The organism is Nannocystis punicea (genome assembly GCF_026965555.1).
GTDB lineage: Bacteria > Myxococcota_A > Polyangia > Nannocystales > Nannocystaceae > Nannocystis > Nannocystis punicea.
On record NZ_CP114040.1, the window covers coordinates 7,492,926 to 7,509,253 of the forward strand.

The 16,328-nt window shown below is 72.6% G+C and carries 10 protein-coding genes; 4 read left to right on the plus strand and 6 right to left on the minus strand.

The genetic code is table 11. From position 1 onward, the window contains the following. Positions 1-67: 67 nt before the first annotated feature. The 3 genes from O0S08_RS28840 (at position 68) to O0S08_RS28850 (ending at position 4,734) form a co-directional block, all read left to right on the plus strand. Positions 68-2,206, plus strand: coding sequence for a DUF1592 domain-containing protein (locus O0S08_RS28840; RefSeq protein ID WP_269032552.1), 2,139 nt, complete (start codon positions 68-70; stop codon positions 2,204-2,206). 9 nt (positions 2,207-2,215) lie between these two features. Next, the gene (locus O0S08_RS28845; RefSeq protein ID WP_269032553.1) at positions 2,216-3,550 is read left to right on the plus strand and encodes a DUF1552 domain-containing protein; all 1,335 of its coding nucleotides are present in this window, start codon (positions 2,216-2,218) and stop codon (positions 3,548-3,550) included. Positions 3,551-3,633: 83 nt separating this feature from the next. Beyond that, positions 3,634-4,734, plus strand: coding sequence for a hypothetical protein (locus O0S08_RS28850; protein ID WP_269032554.1), 1,101 nt, complete (start codon positions 3,634-3,636; stop codon positions 4,732-4,734). Between the two features lie 264 nt (positions 4,735-4,998). Here O0S08_RS28850 and O0S08_RS28855 read toward each other — a convergent pair whose 3' ends face one another. From O0S08_RS28855 to O0S08_RS28880, 6 genes are all read right to left on the minus strand, one after another. Next, positions 4,999-6,786, minus strand: coding sequence for an SMI1/KNR4 family protein (locus tag O0S08_RS28855; RefSeq protein WP_269032555.1), 1,788 nt, complete (start codon positions 6,784-6,786; stop codon positions 4,999-5,001). Between the two features lie 271 nt (positions 6,787-7,057). Beyond that, positions 7,058-9,256, minus strand: a complete 2,199-nt coding sequence (locus O0S08_RS28860; protein WP_269032556.1) for a RelA/SpoT family protein — start codon at positions 9,254-9,256, stop codon at positions 7,058-7,060. A gap of 97 nt (positions 9,257-9,353) precedes the next feature. After that, the gene (locus O0S08_RS28865; protein WP_269032557.1) at positions 9,354-10,208 is read right to left on the minus strand and encodes a rhomboid family intramembrane serine protease; all 855 of its coding nucleotides are present in this window, start codon (positions 10,206-10,208) and stop codon (positions 9,354-9,356) included. 179 nt (positions 10,209-10,387) lie between these two features. Next, positions 10,388-11,674: an endonuclease/exonuclease/phosphatase family protein gene (locus O0S08_RS28870; RefSeq protein WP_269032558.1), complete on the minus strand. Its 1,287-nt coding sequence runs from the start codon at positions 11,672-11,674 to the stop codon at positions 10,388-10,390. A gap of 13 nt (positions 11,675-11,687) precedes the next feature. Continuing rightward, positions 11,688-12,443 (minus strand): hypothetical protein, encoded by a 756-nt coding sequence (locus O0S08_RS28875; RefSeq protein ID WP_269032559.1) that lies wholly within the window; start codon positions 12,441-12,443, stop codon positions 11,688-11,690. Between the two features lie 756 nt (positions 12,444-13,199). Beyond that, the gene (locus tag O0S08_RS28880; protein WP_269032560.1) at positions 13,200-14,183 is read right to left on the minus strand and encodes a hypothetical protein; all 984 of its coding nucleotides are present in this window, start codon (positions 14,181-14,183) and stop codon (positions 13,200-13,202) included. Between the two features lie 493 nt (positions 14,184-14,676). Between O0S08_RS28880 and O0S08_RS28885 the strand changes: the two genes are divergently transcribed. Beyond that, positions 14,677-15,957 carry an erythromycin esterase family protein gene (locus O0S08_RS28885; RefSeq protein WP_269032561.1) on the plus strand — a complete coding sequence of 427 codons (1,281 nt, stop codon included), beginning with the start codon at positions 14,677-14,679 and terminating at the stop codon, positions 15,955-15,957. Positions 15,958-16,328 lie beyond the last annotated feature (371 nt).

The following is a 16,328-nucleotide window of genomic DNA, read 5'->3' on the forward strand; positions in this document are numbered from 1 at the left end:
CTCTTCTCAGGCGCCTCTCACCTGGCTATGGTCGAGTCTGGTCGATCCACCCTCGTCGCCGCCGTCCATGCCTGCACCACTCGCCTTGCTGTCCTGGCCCGCGCGCGATCGTTCGCCGGCGAGCCCGTCCCCCCGCAGTATCGTCGCGGGGACCCTCGTCGGCGCGCTGCTGACATTCGGCTGTTACCGCGACGACGGCCCCGCCCAGGCCTCCACGGCCGACACCACGGCCGGCAGCGACGGCGGCCCCGGCACCAGCGAGGGCGGCTCTGGCGGAGCGGACGACAGCACCACCGGCGACGACGGCCCCGAGCAGCCGGCGCAGCCGCTGCACCGGCTCAACCGGCTCGAATACAACAACACCGTGCGCGACCTGCTGGGCACCGGCCTGCGGCCGGCCGACGCCTTCGGCCCCGACCCGGAGGCCAGCGGCTTCGACAACATGGCGGGGCAGCTGCACGTCTCGGCCGCCCTGCTCGACGCCTACGACAAGGCCGCGCGCGACGTCATCGCCGACGCCCTCGCCGATCGGCCCGCCTTCGCCGCCAGCTTCACCGGCGATCAGCTGGCGGTGCCGGCCCCTGGCTACTCGATCGGCGACCTGTGGGCGCTCACCGGCAACGTCCTCGGCGTCCAGGTCAGCGTGCCCGCGGCCACCGAGGCGCAGATCGTCCTGCGCGCCGGGGCCGGTCTCGGCGGCCCGGCCCCGGCCGCCGAGGCGCGGCTGCGGGTCAACGGCGTCTCGCTGCCGGTGTTCGCGGTCCAGGGCAGCTCGGCGATCCCCGCCGAGCACGTCCAGCCGATCACCCTCGCGGCCGGCGTCCACACCATCGAGGTCATCCCGACCAACTGGGTCAACCTCCCGGCCGAGAACACCTTCAACAACATCTTCGTCGCCGCCCTCGGCGTGCGCTCGCTCGAGCTGGCCCCGGGGCCAGGTCGCTCGCGCCTCTACGTGTGCGAGCCGCAGGGCGAGGGCGACCTCGACTGCTACGCGCAGATCGTCAAGAACTTCGCCTTCCGCGCCTGGCGGCGCCCGCTCGCGCCGGCCGACGAGCTCGGGCTCGTCGACCTGTTCACTCGCCTGCGCGAGCAGGGCGAGACCGCCGACGACGCGCTGCGGCTGGTCATGCGCGCCGTCATGCTCTCGCCGCGGTTCTTCTACCGCGCCCGCACCGCCGCCGACGCCGACAGCGACGGGTGGCTCGACGACTACGTCCTCGCCAGCCGGCTGTCGTACTTCCTGTGGAGCTCGATGCCCGACCAGCGGCTGTTCGACATGGCCGCCGAGGGTCGGCTGGCCACCGACGAGGGCCTGTCCGAGGCCGTCGACTACATGCTCGCCGACCCGAAGGCCGGCGCGCTGCTGGACGGCTTCGCCGAGCAGTGGCTGTCGACGCGGCACCTCCAGAGCTTCAGCCCCAGCCCCGACAAGTTCCCCGGCTTCGACGACGACGTGCGGGCCGCCATGATCGCCGAGTCCAAGCGGTTCTTCGGCGACTTCGTCAGCAACGGCCTGCCCGTCGCCGCCATTCTGGGCCCCGACTTCGCCTGGCGCAACGATCGCCTGGCCACGCACTACGGCCTCCCGCCGGTCGGCTCGAGCGAGCTCGTGCGCGTCCCTGTCGGCGACGGCGAGCGGCGCGGCCTGTTGTCGCTGGGCGCCTGGCTCACCGCCACCTCCGACGCCGAGCACTCCTCGCCGATCCGTCGCGGGCGCTGGCTGTCGGAGAAGCTGCTCTGCACCCCGGTCGCGCCGCCGCCTCCGGGCCTCATGTTCGAGCCGCCCGATCTCGGCGGCGCCGGCTCCGTGCGCGAGGCGCTGGAGAAGCACCGGTCCGACCCGACCTGCGCCGGCTGTCACGCCCTCCTCGACGTCCTCGGCATCGGCCTCGAGGAGTACGACGGCGTCGCCCAGCCCGTGATCGATCCGAACCTCGACAACCTCGGCGAGCTCCCCGACGGTCGCACCTTCGAGGGCGCCGCCGAGCTCGCCGAGCTCTACGCCGACAGCGAGGTGTTCGTCGGCTGCCTCACCCGCAAGCTGTTCACCTACGCCGCCGGTCGGCCGCTCGCCCTCTACGACGCCGACTACCTCGACGAGATCGCCGCCGCCGCGACCGCCGAGCGGCACACTCTCGGCGAGCTCATCGACGCCATCGTCCACACCCCGGCCTTCCGCTCGCCGGCCGCTCTCGGAGAATAAGAGATGCCCGTGTCTCATCGCTTCTCGCGCCGTCGCTGGCTGCTCGGGGTCGGCTCCGCGAGCCTCGTCTTGCCCGCGCTCGAGTACTTCCATCCCGGCAAGGCCAGCGCCGCCGGGCCGAAGCCGCGGCTGCTCGTCTATTACTTCCCCAACGGTCGCCGGCCCGAGTGGTGGGTGCCCGCGCTGGTCGACAACCAGCTCGTGTACCCGGCCCAGGCCGCGGCGCTGCAGCCGTTCGCCGACCGGGCGCTCGCGCTCGAGAACCTGTCGAACAACGCCGCCATCGCCAGCCCCGGGGCCGCGCACGCCATGGGCACCGGCACCATCATGACCGGCCGGCACATCGTCGACCTCGGCGGCAACGGGCAGAACGGGGTCTCGCTCGACCAGCTGCTCGCGCAGCAGCTCGCGCCGGACACCCGCTTCAAGTCGCTGCAGTGGAGCGCCGGCGAGCCCGGCCCGTGCGACGTCGGCGGCTCCTCGTGCGCCTTCACCCAGAGCATCTCGTGGACCGGCCCCGGCTCGCCGCTGGTCGCCACCATCGATCCGAGTGCCGCCTTCGAGCGCCTGTTCGGCGCCGGCGTCGACGGCCTCACCGGGCCTGCGGCCGACCTGCGGCGGCAGACCAAGCAATCGGTGATCGACTTCGTCCGCGACGACGCGCGGGTCCTGCAGCAGCAGCTCGGCGCCGCCGATCGCACCACGCTCGAGGCCTACTTCGACGCGTTGCGCGACCTCGAGCTCAGCCTCGAGAACAGCGGGGCCGAGTGCGCTGCCGATCCGCAGCCGCCGGTGCCGGGGCTCGACTACGCCGGCCGCGTCGACGCCTTCCACCAATTGATCCGCCTCGCCTTCCTCTGCGACCAGACGCGGATCTTGAGCTTCATGATCGAGTTCGGCCTGAGCTGCCGCTCGCACGACTTCCTCGACGCTCCCGGAGGTCACCACGCCCTGTCGCACTTCGGCGATCAGATCGCCAAGGATCGCCTGGAAAAGGTCGAGACCTGGCAATGTCAGCAGCTCGGCGCGTTGCTCGGCCTGTTGCGCGACACTCCGGGCACGACCTCCGCCAGCCTGCTCGACGAGACGATCGTCCTGGCGATCGCCAGCATGGGCGAGGGCAACGGCCACGACCACGGGCACAACTGTCCGATGTTGTTCGGCGGCGCCGGCGTGCTCGCCACCGGCCACCGCAAGCTCGCCTTCCCGGCCGACGCTGCGCCGCCGCTGCCCAACCTGCACGTCAGCCTGCTCGAGGCCTACGGCGTCGAGGGCAGCTTCGGCTTCGACGGCGCGGTGTTCGGCGACGACGGCAACGCCTCGATCGACGGCATCCTCGTGTGAGCGCGATGACCCGGTCCGCCCTGGTCCTCCTGCGTGCCGTCCACTCTCCCGGCCCCGTCGGCTCGGTTCGACGGCATCCGCGTGTGAGCGCGAGGACCCGGTCCGCCCTGGTCCTCCTCGCGCTCGTCGGCGCCGCGCCGGCGGTCCACGCCGCCGGCCCCGTCGGCGCAGTCGCTGCCGACTGCGCCGGCGTCTCCGGCTGGTCGCAAGATCCGGACGCCCCGGCCACCCAGATCGACGTCCACCTCTACTTCGACGGCCCGGCCGGCGATCCTGCCGCCGTCGGCGTCCCCCTCACCGCCAATCGGATCCTCGACGCCGGCTGTCGGGGCGAGCAATGTCAACACGGCTTTTTCGGCGCACTCCCGCTGAGCCGCCTCGACGGTCAGCCGCACGGCGTGCACGCCTACGGGATCGACACCAACGGCGACCCCAACCTCGAGCTGTCGGCCTCGCCTGCCGTCTACACCTGCCCGCCGCTGCCGATCGCCGGCGGCGTCAAGCGCCACATCGCCGGCCCGTCGATCCTCGATCAGTGGCACTTCTCCACCTACTTCGACCTGATGAAGGCCGCCGACCTCGACCTCGCCGGCACCCCGGTCGGGACCACCGTCGACGGCCCGCCCCAGCTCGCCGTCGCCGAGGGGACCACTGCGCCGCTGTGGCTGCTCGATCAGGGCTTTCGCCGCCTCGTCGCCCCCGAGGTCCTCGGCGCCTGGCGCTTCGATCCGGCGACGGCCGCAGTCATGCCGGCCGACGCCCTCGACGCGTTGCCCGAGGGCACCCCGCTGGCCGCGCGGCCGATGCTGGTCCAGGGGACAGGTCCCGAGGTGTGGCTGCTCGACGAGCACCAGTGCGGCGCCGACGATCCTCACCCCGCGTGCGCCGAGCCGCCCGAGCCCACGACCGGCGACCCAGGCGAGACCACGACCTCCGCCGGCAGCGCGACCGGCCCTGACGACGAATCCACCGGCGACGGCGGCAGCTCGTCCACGAGCAGCTCCGGCGGCTCCGGCGAGATCGTCACCTCCTCGCCCACCGAGGACGCGACCGCGTCCGACACCGGCGACGCCGGGGCGTCGGGCGACGAGGGGGGATGCGGCTGTCGCGGCACGCCGCCTGCTGGCGCCTGGCTCCTGCTGTTGCCTCTTCTTCTCCGCCGCCGCGCGGCTCGCAGGCGCTGAATCGACGGACTCGTCGGTCCTTTAGGACAGGCCTGAGTGAGCACAAACGGCCGGCCTCGGGCGGACGGCCGCGCGCTCACGACATGCCCTGAAGCGCGTGCCCAAAGCGCATGCTCCGACGCTCGCGGAGTTCAGGCACATGCCCCAAAGCGCATGCCCCAAAGCGCATGCCCCAAAGCGCATGCCCCAAAGAACATGCCCCCAAGAGCATGCTCTCCCGAACACGCTCCAGGGGGCACCTGCAGGGCCCTCAGGCCGCGCCGCTCAGTCGGTGCCCCACTTCTGGCCCGCGAGCCAGGTGAGGAAGTCGGGGCCCTCGACCTCGCGGCTCTCGTCGTCGTGCCAGAACGACAGGATCTGCCCGCGCTTCCCGCCCTTGGCGGGAGCCAGGTCGACCACGTCGTGGTTGCCCGCGCCGTCGTAGGTGACGGGCACCCACTCGGGGATCCACCACTTCTGCTGCACGCCGCGGCCGGGTTCGCTGTGGGCGTTGTCGCCGAACACGCCCTTGTCGAGCAGGTCCTTCCAGATCTTCCACTCGTCGGCGATCCGCTTCAGCGACAGCAGCTCGCGGCTCACGACCACGAACCGGTCGCCGCCGCCGTCGTGCGCGAGGTACCACGCCTTGACCTCGTCCGGCAGGGTCTGCCCGAGCGTCTGCTCGAGCTTGGCGATCGCCGCCGGGCTGGCGCCCTTCGGCAACTTGACCCCGGCCGCGCGCGCGGCCGCCTCGATCTGGGCGATCCGCTGCGCCGGCGTGGCCGAGCCCTTCTTCGCCGCAGCCTTCGCGCCGCCCGACTTCGCCGAGCCGTTCGGAGCCGCCGCCTTCGCCCCTCTCGCAGGCTTGGAATCGTCCGAGCTCTTGCCGGACTTCTTCCCCTTCGCCGCCTTCGCCCCGCTCTTCTTGGCCTTCGTCGTACCCTTGCGCGGCGCCGCGACCTCGGCCTGCTTGCCCGCGCCGGCGGCCGCCTTCGCGGGCGCAGCGACCTTCTTCGCCGCCTTCTTGGCCGGCTTGGCCACCGGCCCCGACTTCGCCGGCGCGCCCTTGGTCTTCGCCGCGCCCGTCGCCGCCGACTTCGCCGCCTTCTTCTTGTGCGGGCCCCGCTTCGCGGCCTTCGCCAGCACCGCCTTCACCGTCGACGTCGCGGCCTCGACCGCCGCCTTCGTCACGTTGGCGACCGTCTGCACCGCGTTCGCCAGGGCCGTCGGGGCGGCCTTGCCCGCGCCCTTCTTGGCCTGCTTCTTCGCCGCCGCCGCGGGCTCCGCGGCCGCCGCCTTCGCGCCCTTCTTCGTCGCCTTCTTGCCCTTCGCCGCGTACTCGGCCGCCGGCGTCGCCTTGGCGTATTCGGCCCCCAGGCTCGCCTTCGCCGGCGCCTTGGCCTTCGCCGCCTTCTTGCCCTTCGCCGCGTACTCGGCCGCCGGCGTCACCTTGGCCCCGTACTCGGCTCCCAGGCTCGCCTTCGCCGCCTTCTTCCCCTTCGCCGGGCTCTTCGGCGCGTACGCGGCCGTGTCGATCACCTGCGCCGCGCCCTTGCTCGACTCGGCGGTGCGCGGCGGCGCCAGCTTGCCGCGCTTCTTCGCCGCGCCAGTCTTGCCGGCCTTCCACGGCGCCGCGGCCGTCTCCGTCACCGCCTCGGGGGCCCTGGCCGCCTTCTTCGCCGCCTTCTTCGCGGGCTTCTTCGCGGCCGCCTTCTTCGCGGCCGGCTTCTTCGCCGGCTCGCTCGCGGCCGCCTTCTTCGCCTTGCTCACTGCCGGCGTCTTCACCTCGGCCGCGGCAGCCTTCTTCGCCGCCTTCTTCGCCTTGCTCACGGCCGGCGTCTTCGCCTCGGCCGCGGCCGGCTTCTTCTTCGCCTCGCTCGCGGCCGGCTTCTTCGCCTTCGCCGTCTTGCTCGCGGCTTTCTTCGCCGCCTTGCTCGCGGGCGCGGCCTTCGCCGAGGTCCCCTTCGCGGCCTTGGACGCCGTGCCGGTCGTCGCCTGCGTCTTGCCTGCGGCTGCTGTTCGTTCCGTCGCCTTCGCCGCCGTCTTCTTCGCCCCCGCCGTCTTCTTCGCCATCCGGGTACCTCGCCTTCGCTTGTGTGATACACGCCGGCTCGGCCGTTTCGCAAGCGCCCCCGGGCACCGGCGGAATCTGGCCCACATCCTGCGCGGCGGTCTGCGGCGCGTCGCGGCAGCGACGAATGAACGGCGAATCGACGTAGGAGCGAGCCAGGCTTCGAACCGGCGGCCTGGCCTTTCGGCCACGGACCTCGCCGGCGATCCTGCCATCAATCGACCGATCGGCCGGGATCTCTCCGCCCGACTGGGGGCACCCGCCGAAGTCGGCTCAGCCCGCCTGCCGGCGCGCCCGTTCGACCCCCGGCACCCGCTCGATCTTCGCCAGCACGCGCACCAATTGCTCGTTGCTCGACACCTCGAGCGTGGCCGAGATCGACGCCGACTGGTCCTTCTTGTTGGTCGTCACCGTCGTCCCGCTGACGTTGATGCCGAGGTCCGCGAACACCTCGACGATGTCGCGCAGGAGGCCGATCCGGTCGCTGCCCTGGATCAGGATCGTCACCGGATAGCGGCGCCGGTTCTCGTGGCCCCACGCGATCTCGATCAGGCGCTCGGGCTCGGGGCTGCTGAGGATGTTGGGGCAATCGCGGCGGTGGATGGCGATCCCGCGGCCGCGGGTGATATAGCCGATCACCGCGTCGCCCGGCACCGGCGTGCAGCAGCGGGCCGGGTGGCTCAGCACTGCGCCCTGGCCCTCGACGCTGACCCCGCCGGCGGCGGCCGGCTTGCTCGGCGGGCGCTTCGGGCTGGCCTCGGGGACAGGCGCCGAATGCGTCGACGTCGCCGTCGCGGCCAGGCGGGCCGCCTCGGCCGCGAGCTTGGCCGCCTCCTGCTGCGCGCGCTCGGCGTCGAGGATCTTGGTCGTCACCGCCTGGGTGGCGATGTCGCCGAACCCGATCGCCGAGAACAGCTCCTCCGGCGTGTTGTGATTGGCGAACAGCTTGACGTACTCGTCGTAGCGCGGGCGCTCGATGCCGAGGCGCCGCAGCTCGCGCTCGAGCGACTCGCGGCCCTGCACGATCGCCGCCTCGCGGCCCTGCTGGCGGAACCACTGCCGGATCTTGTGGCGCGCGCTCGAGGTGATCACATAGCCGAGCTGCGGGCTGAGCCAATCGCGGCTCGGCTGGGGCGCCTTTTGAGTCAAGATCTCGACGCGGTCGCCGGTCTGCAGCTTGTGGTCGAGCGGCACGATCTGGCCGTTCACCAGCGCCCCGCGGCAGCGGTGGCCGACGTCGGTGTGCACCCGGTAGGCGAAGTCGACCGGCGTCGCCCCGACCGGCAGGTCGATGACGGCGCCGCCCGGCGTGAACACGTAGACCTGGTCCTGGAAGATGTCGGTCTTGAGCGACTCCACCATGTCGTGCGGATCGGTGACCTCCTTCTGCCAGTCGATGAGCTGCCGCAACCAGTTGAACTTGGCGTCGGCCAGGCGCCCGGCCTTGCGGCTCTCCTTGTAGGCCCAGTGGGCGGCCACGCCGTACTCGCCGAATTGGTGCATCTCGGCGGTGCGGATCTGGACCTCGAGCGAGCGCCCGCCGGGACCGACGATCGCGGTGTGCAGCGACTGGTAGCCGTTCGGCTTCGGGCGGGCGATGTAGTCGTCGAATTCGCCGGCGATCGGCGTCCACAGCCCGTGGACGATGCCGAGCACCGCGTAGCAGTCGGGCACCGAGTCGACCAGCACCCGCACCGCGCTGACGTCGTAGATCTCGGCGAACGACACCCGCTTGCGCTGCATCTTCTTGTAGATGCTGTAGATGTGCTTGGGCCGGCCGCTGATCTTGCCCTGGATGCCGGCCTCCTCGAGCCGGGCCTGCAGCGTCAGGATCGCGTCGCGGATCATGCCGTCGCGCTCGTCCCGCTTGGCCGCCAGGGCCGCGCCGATCTGGCGGTAGATGTCCGGCTCGAGCTCGCGGAGGCACAGGTCCTCGAGCTCCCACTTGAGGTGGAAGATGCCGAGGCGATTGGCCAGCGGCGCGTAGATCTCGAGCGTCTCGCGGGCGATCCGCCGCCGCTCGGCCTCGTCGGCCTGGCTCCGCAGCGCCCGCATGTCGCGGAGGCGCAGCGCCAGCGCCACGATCACCACCCGCACGTCGGCGGCGATCGCCATGAACATCTTGCGCAGGCTCTCGCCGTCGTCGCCGGCCGTCCGGTCCCAGCGCATCGTCGCCACCCGGCGCACGCCGTCGACGATCGCCTGCGTGTCGCCGCCGAGCGCCTCGCCGACCGCCTCGAGCTTGATCGCCCCCGTGATGGTCGCGTCGGCCACCATCGCGGCCGCCAGCGCCGGCGGGTCGAGGCGCAGCTCGGTCAACATGTCGGACGCGACCACCCCGCGCTGGGCCGCCGCCGCGTCGCCCGCCGCCGCCAGCTCATGGGCCTTGCCGACCAGCACCGCGCCGTCGCTGTACCGACCGGCGATCTTCTCGCGCAGGCTGTCGAGGTTGCTCTCCGCCGCCTTCACCATCGACTCGCACAATAGGCGCTGGCCCGGCCCCTCGCCAGCGAAATTCTCGCCGCGTCCGCTGCGAGTCGGCGCCGGGAGCCCTCCCGCCGCGCGAGGGTCACGGTGAGGCTCGCGGTCTCCGACCTCGCCGCACCGCCGCGCCGATCGCGAGCCCGCCCGCCAGCGCCGCCACGTGGGCCGCGCCGCCGACCGAGCCGACCAGTCCCAAGAGACAGGCGCCGAGCCAGCCCGCCGCCAGCACCACCTCGACCTCGCCCGCCGCGCCCCCGCGCCGCTCGGCGGCCGCGATGCCGAGCAGCCCGAACGCCGGCGTCGACAGGCCGAGGCAAGCTGGCCCGAAGAACATGGCCTGAACGACATTGCCCAAGAGACCGAAGCCGATCACCGCCGCCGCCAGCGCCGCGGTGCCGGAGCGGGCCTCGACCCGGCGGGCCAGCTCGGGCCAGACGGCGGCGACGAACAGCAGGTGCAGCGGCCCCGAGTGCACGAACACCGGCGTGAGCCACTGCCACGGCGCGCTCGGAGGCAGACCCTCGGCGCCAGGCAGCAGCCGGGCGACCAGCGGCGCGCGCGGATCGCCGAGCCGGGTCAGCACCGCCGCGATCCCGCAGAACGCCAGCAGCGCCCACGTCAGCGGCGTCGGCGATGCCAGCGACCACGGCGCCCCGGCCGGCGTTTGAGGCAGCGCTGCGGCGGCCGGCCCGCGGCGCGCCGCCCGGCTCTCGGCGCGGATCCGCTCGGCCTCGCGCGACACTGCGAAGCGGGCGGCCCCCGGCTCGCGGCAGAACGAGGCCAGCTCGTCGCGCACCCGCGGCAGCGCCTCCTCCTCGATCACCCACACGGTCCAGCCCTCCGGTGTCGGGCCCAGCCGCGCGGCGATGCCCTGGGTCAGCAGGTAGTCCGCGAAGCGCCGGGCCTGGCGCTGCTCCGAAATGACGCCGGCGGGTCGCATGCGGCCGGGAGACAACCACCGCCCCCCGGGCGCTATTTCCCGCGATCGGCGACGTCGCCGACTGTCCGCAAGAGTCCGACAGCTCAGCCGGCCGCCCGAGGTCGAACCGCGACCGCCGTCGCCAGGACCCGATGTTCGACGGCGCGGCTGTCGCGGGGTCGCGCGCCGCGGCTTTGTACTCACTCGATCTGCAGCGTCGCCGACTGTCCGTAATGGTCCGACAGCTCGAAGCTGCCGGCCGCGCCGAAGTCGAGCGGCTCGGTGTACTCGAGCGCAGTCGAGACCACCCGGACGTGGCGCTCCACGTCGCGGATGAAGACGTAGTCGAGGCGCGCCGGGTACTCGGTCGCCCCGTATTGAGAAAAATACAGCGAGTTGCAGTCGGTGCCGGTGAACGTGTCGGCCGGGATGGTCGCGCAGCGGCCGGCCAGCGGCTCGTCGCGGTACGGCCCGAACTCGAACGGCAGCAGCAGCTGGTGCATGCGAGTCACGTCGGCGGCCGGCTGCAGCGCGCTGCGGCTGTCGTACAGCCCGCCGTAGTGCAGCATCAGCGGGTACATCATCGCGTTGTGCCACCAGCCCGACAGCACCTCCTCGCCGGTGCTGCCGAACCGGTCCTCCGGGTAATACGGCCCGGCGTTGAAGTCGCCGCCGACCAGCACCACGTCGCCGTCGGCGTGGCTCTTCGCCCGCCCGCCGAGCACCCGCGCCTGCACGTCGCGCTCCTGCCACAATTCCGGGAATGCCGTCAGGTGCGTCGCATAAAGGTGGATCCGCCGCCCGGTCGGCGCGTGCGTGAAGCTCCAGCGGATGAGCCCGCGCTTGATCCCCGGCCCCGGGAACAGCTCGATCTCCCGCTGGGCCGCGTACTGCTCCTCGCCGAACTCCTGCTTCGCCTCGCCGATCAGCGCCTCGCGGACCAGGATCACCAGCCCGTGCTGCGCGTGCTTCTCTTCGCTGCCGGCGTAGATCGCATAGCCCTGCCGCTTCGCCTCCGCCGCGAAGCGCTCGACGTCGACCAGCTCCCACGTCTCTTGCAGGAACAGCACGTCCCAGCCGTCGGCGAGCAGCCGCGCCGGCGCCTCCGCGCGGCGCTCGAGGTAACGCGGCACCCCGACGTGGGTGAACGGGTACCAGCGATTGAGCAGCCCCGTGTTGTACGTCAGCACCTTCAGCGTCGCCGGTTCGGCCAGCGGCGGCAACGCGGCGTGCTCGCTCGCCTGCGCCGCCAACAATTCAGACGGATCGGGCGCCGCGGTGAAGCGCAGCCGCTCGGCGAAGAAAAGGTCGCTCACCCGCAGCGTCTCGCCGCTCTCCAGCGTCGCCGCGAGGTGCTGCAAGATCGGGCTGTCGATCAGCAGCACGTCGTCTTCCGCCCGCGTGCCGAGGTCGTCGGGGATCTCGTCGTCGGCGCAGGCCGGCGCGAGGAGCAGCAGGGCGGCGAGCGTCAGGCGGTGCGCGTGCATCGGCGGTCCTCCCTCAGAATCGACCGGCCAGCGCCAGCCCGCCGAAGCCCGGCCCGAAGCTCGGCGCCACCTGGACGCGGACGCGGGCCCGCGCCCCGGCTCGCAAATAACCTGTCCCATAAGCCAGGTGCGCCGCGCCGGCGAAGATCGCCCCGGCCCCGATCCAGAAGGTCGTCTCGAGCGTCGTGTAGGCGCAGCGGTTGCTCGGGCACGCCTCCGCGATCGGCAGGAACAGCGCCCGCGACAGCACCCACAGGCCCAGGCCGCCGCCGAGCAGCCCGATCCCGACCCGGCGCATGCGCTGGGCGTCGCGCACCTTGCCGAGGCTCGCCTCGTGGGCGCCGCGGCGGTACGCCCCCGCGGTCAGCAGCCCGAGACCTGGCCCGAAGAACATCAGGTTGTTCCAGTTGGTCACGAACACCAGGTTCGCGGTGCTCCAGCGGGCGAACGGATCGGTCGGCACGATCTGCGCCGCAGTCGACCAGTACGCCTCGAGGGCAATCCGCCCGACCACGCCGAGCCCGGTCAGGACCCCGCCGGCGATCAGCAGCCCGCGCCCCGTCTTCGCCTTGCGGCCGGGCGACGCCTCGGGGACCGGCGCAGCCGGCGTCATCGCCCCGGTCGCCGTCGCATCGGCCGGCGTGGCCGGCGTCGCCGCGTCGGCCGGCGTCCCGTCCACCGCCGCCGGCGTCGCGGGCTCGGGCTCATCCGACGCCGCCGCCTCCGGAGCAGCGAGCACGACGGCGAGGAGGAGCGACGGCACGAGCATGATGCGCCACAACGATACCGGCTCCGCCGGCCGATGTCATGACCGCCGCACGCGCGAACCCGCACGCCCGCGCCCGCGCGAGCAGGCGACCGGCCTCTCGCAACCTGTCTCCGAGGACACATGCCGCCGCGAGCGATTCGCCCGGCCTGCAAAACCCGCAGGCGCACGCCCGCTCGCACACGCGGGACGGACGCTCCATTCCTCTCGCAACCTGCCTCCGAGGACACATGCCGTCGCTAGCGATTCGTCCGGCCTGTCAACCCGCAGGCGCACGCCCGCTCGCACACGCGAGACGGGCGCTCCATTCCTCTCGCAACCTGTCTCCGAGGACACATCCCGTCGTTAGCGATTCGTCCGGGCCTGCAGACCCGCAGGCGCACGCCGGCTCGCAGACGCGGGACGGGCGCTCGATTCGCAGCCTGTCCCCGGGGACACCTGCCGTCGCAGGCAACTCGTCCCGGTCCAACCACGGCCCGGGAGGCCCCCGCCGCTCGACAGAGGACGCGCTCGATCGACCTCTCGCAGCCTGTCCCCGAGGACACATACCGTCGCAGTCGACTCACCCGCCCCACCGCGAACCGGCAGGCCGCCGTCCGCTCACAGCGCCCGCGAGCGACTGGCCGTTTGTAGCCTGTCCCCGCGGACACGTTCCGAGCACCGCCGGCTCGGGGCTCCCCGCAGACGCTGTCGCCCGCGTATCACCCGAACTCGAGGACATGTCGCAACCGACATGTCCCCGAGCGCATGCCCGGAAGTTCAGGCAGCGCGCCGGCGGCGGCGCGCGAACAGCAGGCCGACGCCGAGCACCCACGCGAACCCGGGCTCGCCGACGCTGCAGCCCTTCTTCGCCACCGGCGGCGGCTCTTGCGGCTCGGCGCCCGTGGGCGCGGGAGCCGGCGGCTCCGCCGGGACCGGGGCGGCGCAGGCCAGCTCGAGCTCGACCGCCGGCGTCGTGATCACCTTGGCGCGGTCGGGCGAAGCCACCTCGACCTCGACCTTGTGGCGGCCCGGCTTGAGCGCCTCGGGGTTCTCGCAGGGCACGAACAGCTTGTCGGTCCCGGCCGCCTCGGTCCAGGTGCGGCCCGGATCGATCTGGTTGCACAGCCCGCTGCTGGCGTTCCACACCGCGCCGTCGACCCGGGTCTCATAGACCAGGTACTCGCGCATCGCCTCGGCCTCGGCCGGCAGCTCGACCTTGAGCGCCGCCGTGGCCGCCTCCACCTCCGCGCTGCAGCTCGCGGAATGAGCCACCTTGATCTTCTCCTGCGCCGGGGCAGCGACGCTCACCGTCGCCTGCGGCAGCGCCAGCGGCTCGGCCGCGATCGTCACCGTCGTCGTCGTCTCCGGCGGCGGCACGTTGGTCGCCGCCGGGTCGAGCGACTTGCGGGTCTCGGCCGCCTGCGGCCCCTCGCGCACCGTCACCTCGTACACCTGACCCGGCTTGAACTTCGCGGTCGGGACGATCACCTCGATCGGCCCCTTCTCGACGACCGTGTACTTGACCGGGACCTTCTTCTTGCCGTCGACGCGCACCACCGTCACGCGGCCCTTCGCGCTGGTCAGCTTCTCGCCGCCGGTCCACGCGAAGCCCTCCGCGTCGGCGGGGATCGAGCCGCCCGAGCCGACGTAGAGCTTGCCGCCGCCGAAGTCCTGCCGCAGGCAGGAGCACGCCTTCGCCTCACCCTCGCCCATGCTCGCCAGGGCCAGACTCACCAGGACAACCATTCGTAAGAGTCGCATCGCGGGCATGGTACACGTCCGCGCTCGACCGTCAACCAGCCGCATCCATGGCCCGGCCCCACGTGCGTCGCTGCGTGCGCCGCCGGATCTCCTCGCGCTCGCGCTGCGAATCCTCCTCGTCCTACATCGGACAGCCGCCGTTCCTCGCGAACCTGTCACGTCCGCGTCATGGTCGAGGATCTCGCACCCCGCCGGTCCGCACGTTCACCGCGATCCGTGGGCTTCGCTCGCGGATCCGCCGAAGCTCACGCCGACGAACACTGCCCACGGATTACAGGCTTCGCCGGCAGGCCGTGTGGGCGTCACTCGCCGATCCGCCGAAGCTCACGCCGACGAATATCACCCGCGGATTCGCAACCTCGCCGGAGGGCCGTGAGGTTCGCTCGGTGATCCGCCGAGGCTCTCGCCGACGCATACCGCTCGTGGATTCGCAGGAGTTGCGCGGCCGGATCCGGCCTCGCGCGCTCGCGGAGCCGTGATAACTTCGCCGCGCGTGCGCTGGATCCCTCTCGCCCTCCTCCTCCTCGCATCGGCCTGCGCCGGCAACCGTAGTCTGCGCGCCGAGGCTCGCGCCGAGCTCGACGCCCTCGCGGCCCGCGGCGCAGTCAAGGCCGGCGAGCCGATCGCCGCCGCCGCGCTCGCGCCGTTCAGCGCCCGCTTCGCCGAGGCCCGCGTCATCGGCCTCGGGCGTCCGCTCGCCGGCGGGCACGAGTTCGTCGTCCTCGCGCGCGAGCTGTTCCTCGCCCTCGTCCGCGATCACGGCGTCACCGGCCTCGCGCTCGACGTCAGCATCCAGGCCGGCTTCGCCCTCGACGCGTGGGTCACCGCCGCCGGCGCGCCCGACCTCGACGCCCTCGACGCCATCCTCCTCGACCTCGAGGAGCCCGCCCTGCGCACCGCCGAATTGCGCGACTTCATCGCCGCGGTGCGGGCCCACAACGCAGCTGGCCCGAAGACCATGTTGCGCGTCCACGGCACCGACCCCGGCGAGCTCGACGCGGTCGCCCGCGGCTTCCTCGCCTACCTTCAGGCCGTCGATCCCGAGCACGCCGCCAAGGCCACCACCATCCTCCGCGGCGGCGACGGCCCGGGGCTGATGGCCCTGCTGAAGCGCCTCGACGAGCAGCGGCCCGCCTACGTCGAGCGCAGCTCCGCCTCGGCCTACGCGCGCGCGCGCATGCAGGCCGAGGCCGCAGTGCAGCTGCTCGACCAGGCCGAGAGCTGGGCCTTCGACGCCCCCGAGTTCCACCGCGCGCGCAACCTCGACCTCGCGCTGCAGCTCGGCGGCCCCGGCAACAAGCTGTTCTTCTGGGGCGAGAACCGCCGCGCCGCCGCCGACGTCCCCGGCGCCGCGCCCTCGGTCGGCGAGTACCTGCGGCAGTGGCACGGCCGCGGCTACGTCGCCATCGGCGGCCTGTTCGTCCGCGGCCGCGCCGTGCTCGAGCGGACCGACGGCCGCCTCTGTCCGCTCGACCTGCCACCTGCCCCTTCGGGCAGCTTCGACGCGGTGTTCGCCGGCCTCGCCGGCCCGGCCTTGCTGGCGGTCCCGGACCTCTTGCGCGGCTCGAGCCTGCAGCGCAGCCTCGGCGGCAAGCCGGCCATCCGCGCGATCGAGGGCGCCTACGACCCCGCCGACGCCGCCCGCTACAACGACCTCTACAAGTCGCTGGCGTCCGCCTTCGACGCCCTGCTCGTGGTCCCGACGATCACCGCCGCCGCCCTCGCCCCCGGCCTCGGCCGCCCCGGGCCCGACGGCTGCGTCGAACTGCTATGATTCGCCGGCGAATGGTGGCACCGAATACCTGAAGGCCGCCGCCCCGGGGCCCCCCGGACCTGTCGCAAAGGCCATCTCGCGTCCGGGCCGCGAACTCCTCGCATACCGCCGACGTCCGCACTCATCGGGTTCGAGTTCGCGCCCGCGGCCGCAATCGACGGGTCGCGCGATCATGGCATATTGACAGCCGGGCCGGTCCTCGCGTAGTCTCGCCCTCCCTGGGTCTCTCTATGTCGCTCGACGCCCGCAATTTCTTCTGCGCATCCTCGTACGCCCCGGCCGATTCGGCCGCCGCGAGCGTGCCAGGAGCGTATCCGGCGGCACCAGCGACAGTACGCTGATTCTGTTTCCGGGCCTCCGCGGCTCGTAAC